Source organism: Cognatundibacterium curvum, from assembly GCF_014284235.1.
Taxonomy (GTDB): domain Bacteria; phylum Pseudomonadota; class Gammaproteobacteria; order Burkholderiales; family Burkholderiaceae_D; genus Undibacterium; species Undibacterium curvum.
Genome location: NZ_JACOGD010000010.1, coordinates 44,860 through 63,304, shown reverse-complemented (window position 1 = coordinate 63,304; position 18,445 = coordinate 44,860). Strand labels below are relative to the sequence as shown.

Annotated in this window: 17 protein-coding genes; 5 read left to right on the top strand and 12 right to left on the bottom strand. The window is 53.1% G+C overall.

Translation table 11 applies throughout. From position 1 onward, the window contains the following. Positions 1-43: 43 nt before the first annotated feature. On the bottom strand, positions 44-697 hold the full coding sequence (locus tag H8K43_RS16950; RefSeq protein WP_186904952.1) for a BON domain-containing protein: 654 nt from the start codon (positions 695-697) through the stop codon (positions 44-46). A 254-nt stretch (positions 698-951) separates the two neighbouring features. Between H8K43_RS16950 and H8K43_RS16945 the strand changes: the two genes are divergently transcribed. The 4 genes from H8K43_RS16945 to H8K43_RS16930 all read left to right on the top strand — a co-directional run bounded on the left by H8K43_RS16945 (position 952) and on the right by H8K43_RS16930 (position 3,043). Beyond that, positions 952-1,431, top strand: coding sequence for a hypothetical protein (locus tag H8K43_RS16945; RefSeq protein WP_186904951.1), 480 nt, complete (start codon positions 952-954; stop codon positions 1,429-1,431). Beyond that, positions 1,412-1,615, top strand: coding sequence for a DUF4177 domain-containing protein (locus H8K43_RS16940; protein WP_186904950.1), 204 nt, complete (start codon positions 1,412-1,414; stop codon positions 1,613-1,615). The genes H8K43_RS16945 and H8K43_RS16940 overlap by 20 nt, the downstream gene beginning before the upstream one ends. Before the next feature lie 103 nt (positions 1,616-1,718). Continuing rightward, on the top strand, positions 1,719-2,351 hold the full coding sequence (locus tag H8K43_RS16935) for a LysE family translocator (protein WP_186904949.1): 633 nt from the start codon (positions 1,719-1,721) through the stop codon (positions 2,349-2,351). Positions 2,352-2,746: 395 nt separating this feature from the next. Further along, on the top strand, positions 2,747-3,043 hold the full coding sequence (locus tag H8K43_RS16930) for an HNH endonuclease signature motif containing protein (RefSeq protein WP_162019234.1): 297 nt from the start codon (positions 2,747-2,749) through the stop codon (positions 3,041-3,043). Positions 3,044-3,122: 79 nt separating this feature from the next. Here the strand turns inward: H8K43_RS16930 and H8K43_RS16925 are convergent, their stop codons facing one another. The 7 genes from H8K43_RS16925 to H8K43_RS16895 all read right to left on the bottom strand — a co-directional run bounded on the left by H8K43_RS16925 (position 3,123) and on the right by H8K43_RS16895 (position 13,493). Continuing rightward, the gene (locus tag H8K43_RS16925; protein WP_186904948.1) at positions 3,123-3,401 is read right to left on the bottom strand and encodes a hypothetical protein; all 279 of its coding nucleotides are present in this window, start codon (positions 3,399-3,401) and stop codon (positions 3,123-3,125) included. A gap of 130 nt (positions 3,402-3,531) precedes the next feature. Further along, on the bottom strand, positions 3,532-3,945 hold the full coding sequence (locus tag H8K43_RS16920; protein WP_186904947.1) for an SRPBCC domain-containing protein: 414 nt from the start codon (positions 3,943-3,945) through the stop codon (positions 3,532-3,534). After that, the gene (locus H8K43_RS16915) at positions 3,945-4,517 is read right to left on the bottom strand and encodes a GNAT family N-acetyltransferase (protein WP_186904946.1); all 573 of its coding nucleotides are present in this window, start codon (positions 4,515-4,517) and stop codon (positions 3,945-3,947) included. The genes H8K43_RS16920 and H8K43_RS16915 overlap by 1 nt, the downstream gene beginning before the upstream one ends. Before the next feature lie 36 nt (positions 4,518-4,553). Beyond that, on the bottom strand, positions 4,554-4,940 hold the full coding sequence (locus H8K43_RS16910) for a VOC family protein (protein WP_186904945.1): 387 nt from the start codon (positions 4,938-4,940) through the stop codon (positions 4,554-4,556). 208 nt (positions 4,941-5,148) lie between these two features. Continuing rightward, positions 5,149-9,906: an NAD-glutamate dehydrogenase gene (locus H8K43_RS16905; RefSeq protein ID WP_186904944.1), complete on the bottom strand. Its 4,758-nt coding sequence runs from the start codon at positions 9,904-9,906 to the stop codon at positions 5,149-5,151. Between the two features lie 1,018 nt (positions 9,907-10,924). Then, positions 10,925-11,320 carry a hypothetical protein gene (locus H8K43_RS16900; protein WP_186904943.1) on the bottom strand — a complete coding sequence of 132 codons (396 nt, stop codon included), beginning with the start codon at positions 11,318-11,320 and terminating at the stop codon, positions 10,925-10,927. Positions 11,321-11,495: 175 nt separating this feature from the next. Next, positions 11,496-13,493 (bottom strand): alpha/beta hydrolase family protein, encoded by a 1,998-nt coding sequence (locus H8K43_RS16895; RefSeq protein ID WP_186904942.1) that lies wholly within the window; start codon positions 13,491-13,493, stop codon positions 11,496-11,498. A gap of 355 nt (positions 13,494-13,848) precedes the next feature. Here H8K43_RS16895 and H8K43_RS16890 point away from each other — a divergent pair, with 355 nt between their 5' ends. Beyond that, positions 13,849-14,325, top strand: a complete 477-nt coding sequence (locus tag H8K43_RS16890) for a hypothetical protein (RefSeq protein WP_186904941.1) — start codon at positions 13,849-13,851, stop codon at positions 14,323-14,325. Between the two features lie 42 nt (positions 14,326-14,367). Here the strand turns inward: H8K43_RS16890 and H8K43_RS16885 are convergent, their stop codons facing one another. The 4 genes from H8K43_RS16885 to H8K43_RS16870 all read right to left on the bottom strand — a co-directional run bounded on the left by H8K43_RS16885 (position 14,368) and on the right by H8K43_RS16870 (position 18,363). Further along, complete coding sequence (locus H8K43_RS16885) at positions 14,368-15,231, bottom strand: hypothetical protein (protein ID WP_186904940.1); 864 nt, start codon at positions 15,229-15,231, stop codon at positions 14,368-14,370. A gap of 37 nt (positions 15,232-15,268) precedes the next feature. Beyond that, positions 15,269-16,078 carry a glycoside hydrolase family 16 protein gene (locus tag H8K43_RS16880; protein WP_186904939.1) on the bottom strand — a complete coding sequence of 270 codons (810 nt, stop codon included), beginning with the start codon at positions 16,076-16,078 and terminating at the stop codon, positions 15,269-15,271. Next, positions 16,078-16,599, bottom strand: coding sequence for a hypothetical protein (locus tag H8K43_RS16875; RefSeq protein ID WP_186904938.1), 522 nt, complete (start codon positions 16,597-16,599; stop codon positions 16,078-16,080). Before H8K43_RS16875 ends, H8K43_RS16880 begins: the two co-directional genes overlap by 1 nt. A 78-nt stretch (positions 16,600-16,677) precedes the next feature. Further along, the gene (locus H8K43_RS16870) at positions 16,678-18,363 is read right to left on the bottom strand and encodes a M20/M25/M40 family metallo-hydrolase (RefSeq protein WP_186904937.1); all 1,686 of its coding nucleotides are present in this window, start codon (positions 18,361-18,363) and stop codon (positions 16,678-16,680) included. Positions 18,364-18,445 lie beyond the last annotated feature (82 nt).

Here is an 18,445-nt window from a genome sequence, read left to right as displayed (position 1 = left end):
GTCTATGCTGACACTACCCTGCAGTCAGCCGCTATGTGTGTATTTATCCAATCTGTAAATGATCGACCACGGTCTGAACTCCCGGCGCGCGCCATGCAATCCGCTTGGCCATCGACCGTTCAAAATCATTGTGCACAGTGCCGGACAAGGTGATGCAATCGCCTTCCTGTATGACATCGATATGCGGATGCATATCGCCACCGCTACGTCGCAATGCTGCTTCGATATCTGTTTTTAAAGCCAGTGGCGAGCGTGGTTTCCGGGTCAGATGAATCAGATCCGTCAGTCCGGTTACGCCAAACAGAGAAGAAAGCGCCTTTACTGCTGCACGTTTTTCAAAGTCCCATTGCACCTCACCGGAAATGGTAATCCAGCCATTTTCCACCATGATTTTCAGGCGCTCGTCCGGCACCAGGCTGTTCCACGACAGCACGCTCTGTGCGAGGCGCGCGATGTCGGCATCACTACGCACACTGGATTGCGGTAAATTCACCGTCAGCTGCACCGTCAAAGCCTTCACACCAAATACACCGAGCGCGGTTCTTTCCGCTATCCATTTTTGTATATAGCTGGGCACCTGACCACTCAGTGTTACCACCCCATCTTTGACAAATACCTGTATCGCATCCTCATCCAGTGATGGCTCCCATTTCAGTTCCGCCATTAAATCGGACTGTATCTGTACATCGCTACGCATTTTGCTCTCCTTCGCCGGAATTGATGAGCCTATGGTGCGCCTTTTGATGCAGGCATACCGTTCGCTAACGAACATCACGCCGCTGACTAAGATTTAAAAAAACGCATAAAAAAGTGGGAAATGTGGGCTGACGCACAGTGAGGTATCTCGTGCTCCACTACATTCACTCTGCGCACAGTTGCGCTCAATTGAGGTGCCGCACAGCATGCGGCGCAACACTTCATCAGGTCTGGTAAGGACAAAGGAGAAACACGATGCATGCGGCAGAATATCAAGCAAACAGCAGCGCCAGCACACAAGCGGTTCGGCAGGTTTCTGATACAGATGAGGATTATCAGATTCGTAAAGCAGCTGTGGTGTCCTTACTGGCGAAAGACTTAACGGAAGAACTGGTCGGCATCATGCAATACATCCTGCATTTTTATACCGAAAACAAAGCGTACTCTCCCGCTGCAGAACAATGTGAAGCGCAAATCACACAATTGCTACTCAAAAAACAGTGCGAACTAATGGAAGAAATCGGCAATTCAGCGGCACCGCGAACTACGCCAGTCAACCTCGAAGATAGCGCTCTGCATAGTGGGCAATTGAAAGCGAAGCTGGCAGCGGACAGCAAACAAATAGACAACTATCTGCGTTCCAAAGCGGAGGATGCGATGCAGGCGGAACTGCCTTTCCAAGCGCCGGAAACATCCGTCTCTGCGGGAGCTCAGCATGCGAAAGTGGGAATATAAATCGGTCACTTCCTGCTATCTGAATGGTACGGGTAATCTGTCAGAACTCGCCGAGTCACTCGAACAGCAACTGAACGACTATGGACGACAGGGCTGGGAACTGATTCATATCGCCGGATTACACAATCACTTTGCCAAATCACCGGTACTGGTGTTCAAGCGTCCGCTGGCAGAAACCGCGTAAACACAGCGCTTGCTGCCAGCTGTATTGGCCGGGATAGCGCGCTATTGTTACGCATTTGTCGGAGCAATACTGGCATACTCAGGATTTTTGCACCGGAGTTCTGATGTTAGCCATATTGCTCACCCTCGCCACCCTGCACTGGATAGTCTTAGTCACACCCGGCGCTAACTTTTTACTGGTCGGCCAGTTAGCCGCCAGCGGTCAGCGTTCACAGGCACTGGCCGCCGCAGCTGGCATCACTTGCGTCACGCTGACCTGGGCCACACTCGCAGTGCTGGGCATAGGCATCGTGTTTCACGCCCATCCCGCATTACGTCAGCTGGTGCAAATCGCGGGCGGCCTGTATCTGCTGTATCTGGCCAGCAAACTCTGGCAAAGCAAGGGCCAGAGTCAAACCGCAGCACTGCAACACATCAGCCTGACAGCTGCATTCCGTATGGGTTTCCTGACGAATATTCTGAATCCAAAAACAGCACTGTTCTTCGGCAGCGTGTTCGCTACCGTGCTGCCGGCGCAACCCGACTGGAGCATGACGCTCAGTGCTGTGTTACTGGTGTATGCCAATGCGGTGATCTGGCATGTGTTTCTGGCGCTGGCTTTTTCACATCCGGCCATACAAAGCCGCTATGACCGCCAGCGACAAAGCCTGAGCCGCTTTTCCAGCCTGATGGTCGGCCTGTTCGGCACCCGCATGCTCTGGACTACGCTGCAGGAATTGCGTGGCAAATGGCTGTAGTGCGCTGGGCTGTGGCCTGAAAACCCAGCCTGCGCCAAGCCTGTGTTGTAAAAACATCATATCGTTTACAAGCAGTTCAGCTGAGCCCTGGTATCGGGGCAAACGATTTCCAGCTTAGTAACATCAGCGATGTCCTCATGGATATTGGTCTACAAGCCATTTTTGCCTCAAAACCTGCGCCAGTATTCAGTCTTCATTTTTTCGTTTTTCAAATTTCTTATTGATGAACGGTGGAACTGTCTGGCCAGAGTAACTTCGTTTCCAAAAAAAATTGCATCTAGGAAAAATTAGAGCTACATTTCTATACAACTTGTGGGCGACAGCAGCGTCACACAACAGGCTGAACTCATACTAACTGCTGACTCCATACCACCATGGATACAGGGAGACTGTCTATGCTGTTTGACGAAGCGATGAAGCTGCATATCTGGAACAAAGCCAGCACGGTTGATCATGTCGATGCCAGCATGTGGCGCCGCGATCAGTGTGGCGCCTGGATCAAATACACCGAATTTGGCAATCGCTTTTCAGACTACGGATGGGAAATCGACTACATCCTGCCACTAGCCGAAGGTGGCGTCCATGAAGAAAAAAATCTGCGCCCGCTGCAATGGGAAAACCAGCTATCCAAACGCGAAGGCCGTCTGACCTGCGTATTACGCGCCATTGGTCCGGAGAATATGCGAATCTGAATCATAGGCTCAACAGCAGCCTTCGCTGCTTGTCGGGCAGGCAGGCTGTTTGGCGCTGCCGAGTGCGCACTGGCTCAGCTCAGTTCAGCACAAAATCCGCACCCAGCCACAGACCAGCCAGGATCAGTGCCAGTCCTGCTGCGCTGAGGATATGACGTACTGCAGCACGCGGCATCTGCACTGCACCCAACAACATGATGAGTGACAAACCAGCCATGCCCATTAAAGGGCCAGGGTGTAGCACGCCGCCATTATTCCAATCCAAAATCTGAGCCAGCAAGGCACAGATTGTGATCAATGCAGCTGCACAAAACAGCAGGCGGGGTGAGGCAAAACGATGCATAGCTGAAGTATTCATGCTGATTCCTGATCTTCTACACGATGGACTTGCAAACTATAGCGCTTTATTTTTTACTTTACAAACATGCATGTAAATAATTTGCAACATTCACTACTCAGACCAAGCCTGAATTCCGGTTCACATTGACTCAGGCTGCCGCTTCCACATAACGCGCAAAATTGTCGAGTATCGCCTGCCAGCCTTGCTGTTGTTGTTCACGCGGATACACGTTCTCAGGTTCAAACGTGACAGTGACCAGCACACTGCTGTCTGCCTGCGTGACAAAATCGACTTGCGCCTGGCGCTCACCGAAGCAGTAGGCGAGCCGCTTGCAAGGCACGACCTCTGTGTAGACGCCCGCGAAATCAAAACCATGGCTGCCATCCTTCGCTTCCATGCGTGAAGAAAAGGTACCACCTACCCGCAAATCCACCTGCGCTGCAGTGGTATGCCAATCTGCTGATGCCGCATTCCATTGCATGATGTCCTGCGGTGTGGTGTAAGCCTGCCAGACTTGTTCTGGTGTGGCTTTGATGGTGACACTAACGCTGATATTGCTCATCACTTTGACTCCTTCAATGAAAAATTGGCAGGGACCGGCACCAGCGAGCGCTGCATAAAACACCAGTGCGCCTGCCATTCCTGCGGCACTTCTGTGCCCACATAGGGCGCGCAAGACTGAAATCCATAACGTCGATAAAGCCGCTGGGCGGGCTGCATAAATACGGCGCTGTCCAGACACAAACGGGGGTAGCCAAATATGCGGGCGTCAGCAAGCAAGGTCTCCATCAAGGCATCTGCCAGACCCAGCCCACGGTAAGCGGGACGCAAATAAATGCGTTTGAGTTCTGCCAGCTGCGTGCTCAGACCACGCAGCCCGCCCATTCCTGCAATTTGTCCATCCACCTGCAGCAAATAGAAAATCCCTTGCGGTGGCGACTGGCTACAGACCGCTGCCAGCGCCGCGGGCAGGTAATCATGCAACGGCAACTGCGATGACGCGGGCGAACTGATGGACAAATCCTTGACCAGTTCCAGCTGACTGAAGACCCAACCCAGATATTCCTCATGCAAGGCCGTCAGCTGCCGCTGATGGCGCTGTAGATCGGCAATCAGGAACTGCGGCGCTGTCATCAGCGTGGCCTCCGGCACAGGCACGAATGTGCCGCTTCATTGTCCCGCCGGTGGCTGCCACAGCTCCACCTTATTGCCTTCCGGATCGATCACCCAGCCAAATTCGCCATACTCCGAGGACTCGGTCTTTTCCAGCACCTGACAGCCCTCTTCACGCAAGCTTGCCAGCAATGCAGCCAGATTAGCGACGCGGTAATTGATCATGAAATTGGCGCGACCCGGCGCAAATTGCGCGTTTTGTTCAGCACCAATCGACCACACGGTGGTGCCGCCCACAGGCTGACCGGCCTCATCCGCCCAGCTGAATGCTGCGCCGCCCCAAGGCTGCACATCGATGCCCAGATGGCGCTGATACCAGGCGCGCAAAGCGGCTGCGTCTTTGGCCTGAAAAAAGATACCGCCTATTCCTGTCACACGTTGCATGATCGCTCCTTGGAAAATGGTGAGGCTATTATAAAGATGCAGTTGCAGCGTCTGTGCCGGGCTGCATCGCTCAGGTACAAAAAACAACAGCCCGCTCAGAGTTAGCTGAGCGGGCTGTCTGCCATCATGTTGCTGCCGTGCCTGTTATACCTGGCGTGCCCGCTTCAAGAAACAAAGCAGACACACCAGACACATGCACATTCACTACTTAGGCCAGATGACGCAATTCACGCATCGCGACTGAGACCGGTGCCAGATCGGCGGCCTGGGCGCTGATGGTGGACAGCAGCGTATTCAGACGTTCAATGGCGTTCAGATGGCGCTGGCGCCAGTCGGCCAGTGCTTCCTGACGTGACAACAGGCCGCGTGTGATCTGACTCGCAATCGAATACACATCATCACGCGCACTGCCACGCGCCTGAGTCTGCCACAGCGTATCCGTCGGCAGACGGTTGATCTGATTGCGCCAGCCACTCAGACCCAGCTCATCATCCACTCCGAAATACGCACGTGCGGTGGTTTCAATGTCATTGCCGGTGCTGCCAGCCAGATCGACCAGATCGAGTGCCGGGAAGATGAATTCCAGCGCGGTCAGGTCTTGCGCCAGTTTCGCTTCCACGCCAGCCTGTGTCAGTGCATCGGCCTCATGCTGCCAGGCCGCACGCGCATTGGCAGGCAGCCAGTTTTCCAGCTGGCCACGCAATTCACGGGCGGCAGGCTGGAAGCGCTGGATCAGGGTAGGCATGTCGCTGCTCTGGGCACGGATACGCAGCATCCAGCGCGAGGCACGCTGGGTGATCGCGATCAGTTTCGACAACAGGTCCAGCTGCAATTTGCCATCGACTTTGTAATCGAGCGCATCGATCTGATCCCACAAGACTTCCAGATCAAAAATCTCACGCGCCAGTGTGAACGCACGGATCACATCCGCTGCGCTGGCACCGGCTTCAGAAGCGATGAAATTGACGAAAGTCGCACCGGCGCGGTTGACCACGGTGTTGGTGATATAGGTCGCAATGATTTCACGCTTGAGCGGATGCACTGCAATCGCATCGGCAAAACGCTCAGACAAGACTTGCGGGAAGTAAGCCTTGAGCGCACGGCTGAAGAAAGGATCATCCGGCAAATTGGATGCCACCAGTTCATCAAACACCGACATCTTGGCATAGGCCAGCACCACGGCGCCTTCCGGAGCAGTCAGGCCTTGCTTACGCGCTTTGCGATGGAAGATTTCTTCATCGCTAGGCAGGTATTCAATCGCGCGGTTCAGACGGCCTTGTTTTTCCAGGGTCTGCATCAGTCTTTGCTGACCATCGAGTACATACAACGGCCGGTGCGCAGCAATGTCCAGTGCCTGGCTTTGGTAGTAGTTATCGGTCAGCACCAGATGGCCGACTTCATCGGTCATCGAGGCCAGCAAATCATTACGTTGTTTGAGCGTGAGATCACCGGCTTCAACGATGGCACCAACCAGAATTTTGATATTCACTTCATGGTCGGAGCAATCCACACCAGCCGAATTATCAATCGCATCGGTATAAATACGACCGCCTTTTTGCGCGAATTCGATACGGCCATTTTGGGTACAACCGAGGTTACCGCCTTCTGCCAGCACTTTGCAGCGCAGTTCATTGCCGTTGACGCGGAAGGCATCACCGGCCTTGTCACCGACCTGGGCATGGGTTTCAAACGTGGCTTTGACATAGGTGCCGATACCGCCGTTATACAGCAGGTCGACCGGTGCCTGCAGAATCACGCGCAGTAATTCTACCGGCGTCAGTTCTTCAGTTTCCACACCCAGCACGGCGCGCGCCTGAGGACTCAGACGTATCGCCTTGGCGCTGCGCGGATACACGCCGCCGCCTTCGGAAATCAGCTTCTTATCATAGTCATCCCAGCTCGAGCGCGGCAAATTGAACAGGCGCTGACGCTCTTTAAATGAGGCTGCCACATCCGGTGCCGGATCAATGAAAATATGGCGGTGATCGAAAGCGGCGACCAGCTTAATCTGTTCCGATAACAGCATGCCGTTACCAAACACGTCACCCGACATATCGCCGATACCGGCCACTGTGAATGGTGTCGTCTGGGTATTGATGCCCATGGAGCGGAAATGGCGCTTGACCGATTCCCAGGCACCGCGTGCGGTAATGCCCATTTTCTTATGATCGTAACCAACCGAACCACCGGAAGCGAAAGCATCGCCTAACCAGAAACCGTAATCCGCTGATACGCCATTGGCGATATCAGAGAAGGTTGCCGTGCCTTTATCAGCGGCCACCACCAGATAAGGATCATCCGGATCATGGCGCACCACTTTGGCAGGTGGCACCACCGCGCCTTTGACGATATTGTCAGTAATGTCCAGCAGGCCAGACAGGAAGATCTTATAGCAAGCGACACCTTCGGCCTGATAGGCTTCGCGCTCGGATGCCGGCGGTGCGTTTTTCAGCACAAAACCGCCTTTGGAACCGACCGGTACGATCACGGTATTTTTGACTTGCTGCGCTTTGACCAGGCCCAGAATCTCGGTACGGAAATCCTCGCGCCGGTCAGACCAGCGCAAGCCACCGCGCGCGACTTTGCCGCCGCGTAAATGCACACCTTCCACCCGTGGCGAATAGACCCAGATTTCAAACAAAGGCTTAGGTTCAGGCACGCCCGGCACTTCACGCGGATTGAGTTTAAAACTCATGTAAGGCTTGAATTGCCCATCGGCCGTGGTCTGCCACAAATTGGTACGCAAGGTCGCCATGATGGTAGCGTAGAACTGGCGCAGGATGCGGTCTTCGTCCAAACTCGCGACATTGGCCAGCTCGGCTTCCAGCTTTTCTTTGATCTGCTGCTGCGCTGCTTCACGCTCACCGGCAAAATCAGGCTTAAAGCGGGCACCGAATAATTCAGCGATCAGCTGCGTGATCGCGGCATTCTTATTCAGCGCCGCTTCGATATAAGTCTGGCTGTAAGCAAAGCCCAGTTGTTTGAAGTAGCGGGCACAAGCGCGTAACACGGCGATAGAGCGCGCATCGAGTGCGGTATTGAGCACCAGACGGTTCAGATCATCGCTCTCCACATCGCCTTTCCAGACTTGCGAGAACAGGGTTTCAAACCTGCCCTTGATCGCGGATAAATCCGTGGTCGCAGGCAGTTGCAGGCCCAGATCATGTATCCACAGATTGTCATTGCCATTCAGGATCTGGTAAGGATGCTCGTCCAGCACGCGCGCGCCCATGTGCTCCAGCACCGGCAAGGAATCTGACAAGGCAACTTTGCTGGTGTTATAGATCTTAAAGCGCAGTACGCCAGCTTCAGCATCGAGCGGGCGATACAGCTTGACGACCATCGGTGCAGCCAGGCTCAGGCTGGCCAGCATTTCTGCATCTTCGGCACCAACCAGCGCCGAGAAATCTTCACGATACGCGGTTGGGAAAGCATCGGAAAAACGGTTGGCCAGCGCCAGCCCGCCGCCTTCGCCGTGGGTACGAAGCAATTCTGCGGTGCAGTCATCTTCCCAGCGCTGCGCGAGCTTGGCGATACGGGCTTCGAGTGCGCCCAGATTCACATTTTGTGGTGCGCGTTCCTTGGCTCTGACCTGGTAATGAATACGTGCCAGCGGGCTATCGGTCAGCATAGGCGTGAATTCTATCGACTGACCATTGAGTGCATACATCAATTCGTTGCCGACTTTGACGCGCAATTCCGTGTTGTAACGGTCGCGCGGCACAAACACCTGGGCCGATGTGAAGCGGCCAAACGGATCGCGGCGCAAGAACAGACGGGTGCGTTGACGCTCTTGCAGACGCAGGATGCCTATCGCGTGCTCCGCCAGGGTTGCGGTATCGATCTGGAACAATTCATCGCGCGGATAATCATCCAAAATCGCTTGCAAGGCTTTGGCTGCATGGCTTTGCGGTACCACACCGGAACTTTGCATCACGTCTGCCACGCGTTGACGCACGCGCGGGATCTCGCTGACCGGAGCGGAATACGCGGTGGAGGTGTACAGACCGAGGAAGCGTGATTCACCGATCACTTTGCCGTGATCGTCATAGCGTTTAATCGCCACATAATCGAGCCAGGCCGGACGGTGTATGGTGGCGCGTGTCATTGCCTTGGTCACCAGCAGAGTCTCATCGGATTCCATGATGGCCTGCACTTCCGGTGGCAGATAGGCCAGGCTGGTCTGTACTTTGCCACGCAAAATACCCAGACCGGATTCAGGAATCGCCACCAGCGTGACTTTATCGCCATCCTTGCGCAACTCGTAATCGCGCGCACCAAGGAAAGTAAAGTGACGGTCTTCCAGCCAGCGCAGGAAGGCCACGCCTTCATTGGCGGTCTGCGCCGGTGCATGCTTCTCGCAAGCGCTGCTGACTTGCTGCACACGGTCGAGCATGGCGGACCAGTCGGTCACAGCGGCACGTACATCGGCCAGCACTGCCAGCAATTCTTTCGCCAGTACCTGCTGATCCGCAGCACTCACGATGCGGTCGCATTCGACCATGATCAGCGATTCAACCGGATCATCGCGGCCAGCGGCCTTGGCAGCCGCGACCGAACTGACGGCACTGATCTGTCCCTGCGCATTGCGTTGCACGCTCATCAGCGGATGCACGATCCAGTGCGCGGTACGGCCACTGCGGTTAATCGCCATCGTGACCGAATCTACCAGGAAGGGCATATTGTCATTGACGATCTGCACGACCGTGTGTTCACTCACGAAGCCGTCTTCGGCCAGCGTAGGATTAAATACCCTGACGGCAGGCGTGGCAGCGGCACGTGGCGCATCCAGCAAGCGCCAGTGCGCGTTTGCCTGTGCAAACAGAGTGGCTGGCCCACGGGTCGTAATTTCGTCGGGATCGGTGTTCTCGAAATAGGCTGCCAAAAAAGGACCTTGTCGGTCGGCAGCAGGGCCAGGATGGGCTTGCGCATAAGCGATCAGCTCTGCGAAGTGCGTGGTGGTCATACGTTCTCCTTCGGGTGGGAAGATACGGGAAAATCACTGCGAATTCATTGCCAGCCGCCAGTATCCTCTAAACTGCGAAAGGCGACAAATACCTTTGCTTTTTTCCATGAAAAAAACAGCGTTTTCCGCCCTGAATTTGTGTTGACGCAATGCCGTGCTGCAGCAAAAACGCTGGATATGGGAGCTATTGCTGCTTCAGCAGGGTATGTTGCGGTGCGTTGGGGGATGTTTGCCGCGTAGACTGCCGGGGTTGACAGAAAAATGTCGGGACCTTGGGTACTTGCGTGGTTTGGGTGCTTAACAAATGTATTAAATGTATTTCTGACGGGGAGATTCCAGCTTCCCCCATATCACTGACGCCGCCATGCGGCGCATCGTGATGCGACTTACACATTACCGCGTTGATTAGCGCAATCCCAGCTCATTTTTTTCTAGCAATAATCGTCGGATTGCAGCGTGATGTTGACATCCATCTGGGTCTGAAATGCGTTTTTGGTAAGCAAGCGATACATTCAAGCTATCACCATCACTGGATCTTGTAATAGTCGCGCTGTAATCTCCATTGCAATATATGGCATACGGATCTCTCTGAATACTGCTAAAGTAAATTTGAGTCCACCCTTGTTCACGCAAAATGTCCTCTATCAACACGCCAGGATCCCGGTTTATATGTTTGTAGAGATCATAATTTCCGAACAGAATAAATCCGTTCTGACCTGTCTGCCCCCTACCCTTCCACTCTCCATCAGAAACGGACTTCGCAATAATTTCCTCCAATTGATGTTTCAGAAATCCTCTTTGTTCAGCGCTAACCGGGAGTGCTCTGTCAAAAACCATCTTATAAAGAATAAACAATATAAGTAAGCAGAAACCAATTCCTTCAATAGCAGAAAACAGATTTTATATTTTTTGGGAATCATTTAATAAAGTCTCAGGGTTCGCTGGCAAAGACATAAAAACTGATAATTGATGATGCCAATTCAGTCTTTGATGGCGGCGTTACATCTTTCAGGGCATACTACTCCGTCACACGCCATTGCGCCTGATGTGCGTTCATACACAATTGGAGCGCATTGAGATCTGCCCTATCAAGTGGTTTTTCCAGTAACTTCCCGATAGCATGTACCTGTGGCCAAGGTGCATTTAACATCAATTGAGATGCCAGCGATATAAACCGCTGTACATTCACTAATGGGTCAGTATCGACAAATGACTGAAGGTCGATAATTTCCATATAGTTAAACGAATTAATGATTCTTACCCACTGCCCAAGCTGACTATGATTTTGCTGACTTTCCAATAAAAAAATATTAATAATATCAACTCCTTTTGCCTCTGTTCCCTTGAGCTGACTTTTAATTTGTTTAATTTTTCCTTCTAACCACGTATCAATTCCGCCATACGATAAAGCCATGTCTGTTGAAATTTTTGGGTCATCGTAACGGAGATAGATCCGACAAACGCGTATGGTCAAAATATGCCTTTCACACAGGATTTAATACAAAAAATCATAGGCTAATTCGGCATATACACGAAATTGTTCGCCCTGAGATTGGTATCAATTTTCTCGAATTTTCACCCCTAAAGCCTCAATACGCTGTGGACAAAAACAATTTACGCCCATAGATCATGAGCCCGTCTAACAAATTTCTCTCTTTCACATCTAAATTCTGAGCCCGTATATTCAGGCAATCGGCTAAAAATAACTCGGATATCGCATGATATGCTTGTCGTGCTTCCGGTAAGCCATGACTTGCGTCAGGCAGATAGACGAAGGTGTAATTGGGATTCGCTTTGAGCAGCGCCGGAGAAAAATCCGCATTGATATCCATGCCCACTACGGCATCGCTGCCGCCATGGAACTGGAGTAATTTCGCGTCTTTCAGCTTATCCAGTTTACTAACTGGTGACATCTTGAATAAGCGTGCTCTTTCCTCAGGCAGACGCGGGTCACCAATTCTGCTCAGTAAATCGGAATGTTCTCCGTAGGTCGCGTAACGGGCTTCCGAAAAACGTACTAAGTCTGCGCTTGCCGAATCGACTATGGCGCATTTGAACTGATTTGATCTGGCCATTAAATTGAACGACAGATAGCCGCTGAAACTGGTACCGATCAAAGCGATGCGCCCGGGGTCGACCGGATAGTTTGCCAATACATAGTGAAGTGCGTCCATCACATCTTTTGGAATGCCACTATCCCACTGTAGCTTGTCCAGCGCTTCAAATTGTTTCCCAAAGCCTCTCGATCCGCGATAGTTGACATTAATCACGATCATGCCGCGACTCGTCAGCCAATATCGCTCCCGATCGTAAGCCGCGAAGTCACGTTCACCTGGTCCGCCATGCAATAACAATACGGCAGGGCATTTTTCCGACTGACAAAGACCTGCACGCGGCAGTGCCACATAGCCGGACAAAGCCGGTTCGCCAGCGCGTGCAATGGAAAAACCTTGCATCCGCTTCGCTGTTTCCTTCGCAGTTTCATGCGCAATTTCATTCGTACCGATCGTAGTCGCCTGACCGGTCACGATGCTTTTTATGATTTTATTTCGCCGGTCGTAGACATAGAAAACGGGAATACCGTTTCCAAATTCATATTTGACTATCCAAAATAAATCCTTAGGTGACCGGTCAACGATGCCCGGCGGCCCTAAGCCCTGAGCTGAGAGAAATGCGATATCGTCAGCGACAGCTTTATCCAGTACTTTTACCATCGGCTCAAAGTTTTCATATTCGATGATATCTGGCACAGCGGTGTCGGGATGTAAGATGACTTTTTTAATATCAGCGCCTTCTTGTGCCAGTATTTTCCGCCCACCATTTTTGAGATTGACTTCAATTAAGCCTAATGTGTCTGCATCCACCGATGAAAGAAAATAGGCTGCACTCTTGCCAGAGGCAATGGAGATCAGGCCACTTCCCTGCCGTTGATCCATTGCATTAATTTTTAGCTGAGTTTGCCTGCCTTGCTCCATACCGAAAGTCCAGACGATTTGCCCGGCCTGGAAAGCGACATGGATAAAGCCATCTTGTTGCCGGTCAGCCTGAAATAAATTACGTCTGTCCGGCACGGGTATGCGTGTACCGTCTGCGGAAATTTCGCTGAGCAGATTTTGGGATTTATTCCAGAAGCGGTCATAAGTAAATGCGTAATTATTTTTATACGTAGAAAAACTGCCGGTTTGCTCTTCATCCGTAGCGCTAAGCGGATGGATTTTTTTATTCAAGGTATCGAATTCGATCATCACATCGCGCTGATTTCGCTTGCAAGAGATGACTAATACGTGGCTGTCCCTGTTGGACCAGCGGTACCAATAGAGTTGAGAAATTCCATCTATATCGAGCACCTGATCATAGTTGGCAGAGGCCAGATCTAACAGACTAATCACCGTTGCGCCTTTCAGCCCGGCTACTGCGACCAGGTCTCCTGTTTGGTTCACTGCTGGCCTGCCTGCAAACCTGCTCTCAAAGATGTCTTGACGGGAGGGCGGGGTTTCATGCGCCGCATAAGACGGTGAAAAACATAATCCGCCAGAGATAAGGCATACAAACATTATCATGTGTTTTAAAGAAAGCAGCTTAATCATGGATGACCTGATTCGGGAACATGGGATACGACAGACATGGCTTACGGTTGACCTGGTATTTTAGCCATCCGGTCACAGCCACGCGTATAAAAAGATATTTAAATTGAAAATAAAAAAATCACTGAAATCATCAGTGACGCAATCAGGAGGTGGCTTCATTTTGCCAACACTGACCAGGTTTTTACCGCACCGGCTCCGTCACCGTTCCCTAAGTCGCAGAAATACGGCAGAATGCCTGTCCCGCCTTGCAATCCGCTGGCCTGAATCAGGCACAATCAGGCACGTGATGCAGTGGCGGCTACCTTGAGAACAGCAGCGCATCAGCACAGACTGATGCCGATACGGAGAAACACAGATGGCAAATCGTTGGGCGCATAAAGAATTTACTTTTATCTCTGACCGGCACTGGGAAAAAATCCCAAATCAAAGCGATGACGGCAGGCTGCAATTGTTTTGCCCGGAAACCGGCACCTCGCTGGCGCTCAGTATGGAAGCGATGGATATTCCTAAGAATATAATCGAAAGTGTCGCCAAGTCACTGATGGAAGCGCGCAAATTCGCGCATGTACGCGGCATTCAGGACATGATGCAAAGTAATGAAGTACCGGATCTGCAGTTTGTCGAGGAACACATAGGTCCGAATGCGGGCGGTAATGGCTATGAAGTGGTATATGAAGGCAGTCTGCCCGGCAAAAATTTCTTTGGCTTTCTGGGCTTTGTAAGTCAGCGCAAAATCGTCAATCTGATCGTGGTCACCCCCTTTTCTTATGCCAAAGGGCATGCCGGCATGTTCCGTGAAGTGGCGGGCGGTTTTTCAGTGGTTTTACCCTGAGTCTGATGTAATGCTGGCTGTTTGAACACGGCCAACGCCAGCTTACTGCCCCGGTGTATTTGCAAAAGGCCGCGCCGCATTCACATGCAAGGTGTGCTGTCTGCCATCCGGCCCGCGATAGGTATAGCGGAATGCCCCACCGGGAAACTGCACACCCAAGGCTTGCCCGGCTTCATCCAATGCGACATAAATATTGCCGCGTCCTAAACCCGACGTCCCTGCCGCTGTTGAGCGACTGCTGTCTGCATAATGGGGCAGCGTTGATGCATCGATCACCGGCATTTGCCAGACTTGCGCCGTGGCCGGTGGCAGACTGGATTGCTTACGCTGCAGCAGCACCTGTAACTGCGCCAATGCAGCTGCATCCAGGGTCTGCAGCGGACCGGCTGCGATCATCACATGGCCGGTATCCGCTGCCTGCACGCCATCTGGCGGTGCATTCATGCAATGCTGATTCAGACACCAGCTGACCACATCACCGGCACGCAACTCACGCAGATCGCGCACACCTTGCCAGCCCTGCGCCGTGCCGCTGCCTAAACCAGCAAAAAACTGCTGATACACATAAGCCTGAGGCCATTTCTGCCTGTCCTTCAATTGTTGCGCGAACTGGCGGATTGCTGACATAGACTGCGGCGCGGTGCGGCTGAGTACATAGCTGACCCAGCCTGAACAATCGGTAACTACCCGGTAACTGCCATCCTGCTGCTGCACGATGTCGGGCTGCGCGGCTGCGCCAGCCTGGCCGCGATGGGTGTAGCGGGTATCGCTGAGCTGAGCCAGGATACGCTCAGCCAACGCATAGGTGTCGGCCGCCTGGTCGGCCTGTGCCTGGCCGCTGCAACAAAATAGCAGCACAAAAATTCCAGCTAACGAAGCAGGTTTGCACATTGATGTATTCTGCATGGCTGTTCTCCGAATTGTGTTCGCTGCGGCACCAGGTTTATGGCTGCTGCCAGACCTTGACCCATTCCACATCCATACGATACGGACTTTGTTCGCGCGTGCCATAGCCTTGTTGCAGCAAGGGACCGGCCCAGCCACGGTCTTTCAGTTCACAGGTCAGGCGGATTTCCTGGGCCACCTGTGAAATAGCCTGTGTGGTACGCCAGCGTTCTGTGCCATCGACGTAAAACACGTATTCCTGCGGTGTCCACAATAAGCCATAGGTATGCCAGCTGCCATCGAGTGACACAGGCGACAGCCATTTGTCACCGATGTGCTGATGCTGTTCGCGGTAGCCGTCCCAGTGCAGGTTAAACGAAGCCAGCTGGCTCACGTCCTTGCCCTTCATATCAGTCAGTCTGTGCTCGATGATGTCTATCTCTACCCCGGAGCGTTGCGGGTCGCCTGTCCATTTTCCCAGCGTGGGTGACTGCAGCCAGAATGCGCAATGTCCGCCCGGTGCATCCTGAAAACGGATGCGCGACTCAGTATAGCCATAACGAAAACTATACTTACCGGCTGTGCTCAAAAAACCGCTGTAATGCTGACCCTGCCCGCTGTAAGTGCGTATATGCAAGCCCTGCGCATCCACGCTGACTGCGTCTGCCGTCAGCTGTGCCGCATCGCGCAGATAGGTAGCTGGCGTCCAGCGGCTCAGATCGAGCTGACTCCCCTGAAACAGATCTTGCCAGACCAACTGATAGCCATCTGGCGGCGCGGCCTGCGCTGTGCTGCAATAGAGCAGCACAGGCAGCAAAGCACCCAGCACAGGTGCGGCAATTCGCGCAGAGATGTAATGCTTCATCATCACACCGGATGATGATCATGCAGGGAACAGGCCTGTACCCTGGCGCCGAAGAAGCTGGCCTGCAATTGAAAGGCCTGCAGCAGGCGCTGGCGTCCGGCTTCATCTTCAGGCAGTGCAAACACCACTTTCAAAAACTTAGGCTGATGGCCAGCCTGCGCAGTCCGGCTGTGGCCAATATCGGCTGCCAGCAAATCCTGCTCCAGCAAGCTCATCACATCAGCCTGCGCCGGATGCTGGGCTGCGCGCAGCGCATTCAGTATCTCAGTTTCCGTGATCTGTACCGTATCGTGTTCGCCCTGGAATTTTTTGACCCCGGCGATATTGACTGCGATACCGCCGGTGATTTCATACTCCAGCGGCGCCACTCTTTCATAGTGAAATGCTTCCCAGCCGGGCAAGCCACGCTTAGCCTGCGCCACACTGGCCATCGCGGCTGCCACGCTGCCGCCGCTACTGATCATACCGACCGGCAGCATGTCTTCCAGCGTATCCGGCACAGGCGTATTTGCTGTATCTGTCATGACCAAGTCCTATTCTGAAAAAAATGCTGAAAAATTCTGGAAAACACCAGCCTGCATTGTATGCCAGCGCCAGCCACTTTATTTCAGGCTTTCAGCTTTGTTTTCAGTCGCGTCTTTGGCGGCATCCTTATTTGCTTCTTTACTTGCATCCTTAGCTGCATCTTTAGGTGGATCTTTCGGCATCGGTTTGCGCGGCAACAATTCATTGCGGTTGGCAGCGTGCGCTACGAAGCTGGCCACAATCAGCGCGGCCTGACTCAGGTCGGATTTTTGTACTTTGTCGTACACATCGATATTTGAATGATGGGTACGAGTCATGTAATCCATCTGATCCTGAATAAACTGAAAACCCGGTACGCCCACGCTGTCGAAACTCACATGGTCGGTGCTGCCAGTCTTGCGCAAGGTGGTGGTGTTCGCGCCCAGATCGGCGAACGGCGCCAGCCAGGCATCAAATACCGGTTTCACCGCCACATTGTTTTCGGCATAGATGCCACGGATTTTGCCGGCCCCATTATCGAGATTGAAGTAAGCGGAAATCTTTCCATGCTGCGGCTTTACCTGCAGTGGCCCGCCAGATTTACGCAAAAATACAGGCAGGCTTTTTTCAGCCGGATCTGTGCTTTCCGGGCGCGCGGCCACCCATTGCTGCACATAGGCACGTGAACCGAGCAAACCCTGCTCCTCGCCACCCCACAAGGCAAGACGTATGGTGCGGCGTGGCTTCAAGCCTGACTCTTTAAGCAAGCGCACGGCTTCCATCATTACCGCGACACCTGCCGCATTATCGGTCGCACCGGTGGCGCCATGCCAGGAATCCAGATGCGCCCCCAGCATCACGATTTCGTCTTTTTTATCGCTGCCCGGGATGTCGGCAATCACATTCACGGCTGCCTGCGCATCCTCATCTTCAAAACGCGCATCGACCTGCACCTCCAGCTCGACCGACTTCTTTTTTTCCAGCAAACGGTACAGCCGGTTATAGGCTTCACTCGCCAGCACCAGCGCCGGAATCTGCGCCGATTCACCCACCTTGTACGAACCACCACTCTGTACAAATACGGTACCGTCTTCGCCGCGCGATACATGCAGGGTTGCGATCACTTTTTCTGCACTCAGAAAGCTTTGCAGTTTTTTCTGGAATTGCTGCTGCTTCTGAACGGTCTGCGGATCAGCACGACGGGTTACAACTGGTTCCAGCTCCATTTTTTGCAGTTCTTCCAGCTCCTGAATGCTGTAGCGTTTGGCATCACCGGTCAGATGTGGTTTGAAACTGACCGGTTCATCCAGCAATACCAATGCCTCACTGAGCTTGCCCTTCCACTTTTGCAAATCTTCTTCGCTGCTGAGTCTGGCGATCACCGCACGACCATGCTGCACACCCTGGGTACCCGGCGTCCAGGCTTTAGGAATCGCCAGCAAATCGAGCGGCATAGGGCTCAGCATACGCAGGCTGGCATGTTGATAGGACCAGCCCAGCCCGAATGGCGCAAAGCTCTCGGTATGCACATTTTGCAAACCCCAGGTACGTAATTGCGCCTGACTCCAGTCTGCCGCCTTCTTTAGCCCGGCTGAACCAGTCAGGCGTGCGCCTATCTCATCGGTCAGAACCCCAAGGTGTTCATGGGCTTTGGGATGATTGAGCGCCTCATCACGCAAGCGGTTGATCAGCTCCAGATCGGTCTTTTCTTCCGCAGCCAATACGTGGCCGCAGGGTAAAGTCAACAGCAACAGACAGCCCAGCAGGCGGGACGGCAGGCGCATCGTGGTCTCCTCAGGTAAATTGTTATGATCCTGACTATGAACCGCAAAGCTGCACTTGGTTCCATCGCACACGCTGTGGACA

Bases quoted from the DNA above. Each gene is read 5' to 3' on its own strand.
- H8K43_RS16940 (WP_186904950.1), top strand. From the start codon at position 1,412: ATGCGAAAGTGGGAATATAAATCGGTCACTTCCTGCTATCTGAATGGT.
- H8K43_RS16905 (WP_186904944.1), bottom strand. From the start codon at position 9,906: ATGACCACCACGCACTTCGCAGAGCTGATCGCTTATGCGCAAGCCCAT.
- H8K43_RS16950 (WP_186904952.1), bottom strand. From the start codon at position 697: ATGCGTAGCGATGTACAGATACAGTCCGATTTAATGGCGGAACTGAAA.
- H8K43_RS16935 (WP_186904949.1), top strand. From the start codon at position 1,719: ATGTTAGCCATATTGCTCACCCTCGCCACCCTGCACTGGATAGTCTTA.
- H8K43_RS16885 (WP_186904940.1), bottom strand. From the start codon at position 15,231: ATGCAGAATACATCAATGTGCAAACCTGCTTCGTTAGCTGGAATTTTT.
- H8K43_RS16925 (WP_186904948.1), bottom strand. From the start codon at position 3,401: ATGAATACTTCAGCTATGCATCGTTTTGCCTCACCCCGCCTGCTGTTT.
- H8K43_RS16945 (WP_186904951.1), top strand. From the start codon at position 952: ATGCATGCGGCAGAATATCAAGCAAACAGCAGCGCCAGCACACAAGCG.
- H8K43_RS16890 (WP_186904941.1), top strand. From the start codon at position 13,849: ATGGCAAATCGTTGGGCGCATAAAGAATTTACTTTTATCTCTGACCGG.
- H8K43_RS16900 (WP_186904943.1), bottom strand. From the start codon at position 11,320: ATGGCTTTATCGTATGGCGGAATTGATACGTGGTTAGAAGGAAAAATT.
- H8K43_RS16915 (WP_186904946.1), bottom strand. From the start codon at position 4,517: ATGACAGCGCCGCAGTTCCTGATTGCCGATCTACAGCGCCATCAGCGG.
- H8K43_RS16875 (WP_186904938.1), bottom strand. From the start codon at position 16,599: ATGACAGATACAGCAAATACGCCTGTGCCGGATACGCTGGAAGACATG.
- H8K43_RS16920 (WP_186904947.1), bottom strand. From the start codon at position 3,945: ATGAGCAATATCAGCGTTAGTGTCACCATCAAAGCCACACCAGAACAA.
- H8K43_RS16870 (WP_186904937.1), bottom strand. From the start codon at position 18,363: ATGCGCCTGCCGTCCCGCCTGCTGGGCTGTCTGTTGCTGTTGACTTTA.
- H8K43_RS16895 (WP_186904942.1), bottom strand. From the start codon at position 13,493: ATGATTAAGCTGCTTTCTTTAAAACACATGATAATGTTTGTATGCCTT.
- H8K43_RS16930 (WP_162019234.1), top strand. From the start codon at position 2,747: ATGCTGTTTGACGAAGCGATGAAGCTGCATATCTGGAACAAAGCCAGC.
- H8K43_RS16910 (WP_186904945.1), bottom strand. From the start codon at position 4,940: ATGCAACGTGTGACAGGAATAGGCGGTATCTTTTTTCAGGCCAAAGAC.
- H8K43_RS16880 (WP_186904939.1), bottom strand. From the start codon at position 16,078: ATGATGAAGCATTACATCTCTGCGCGAATTGCCGCACCTGTGCTGGGT.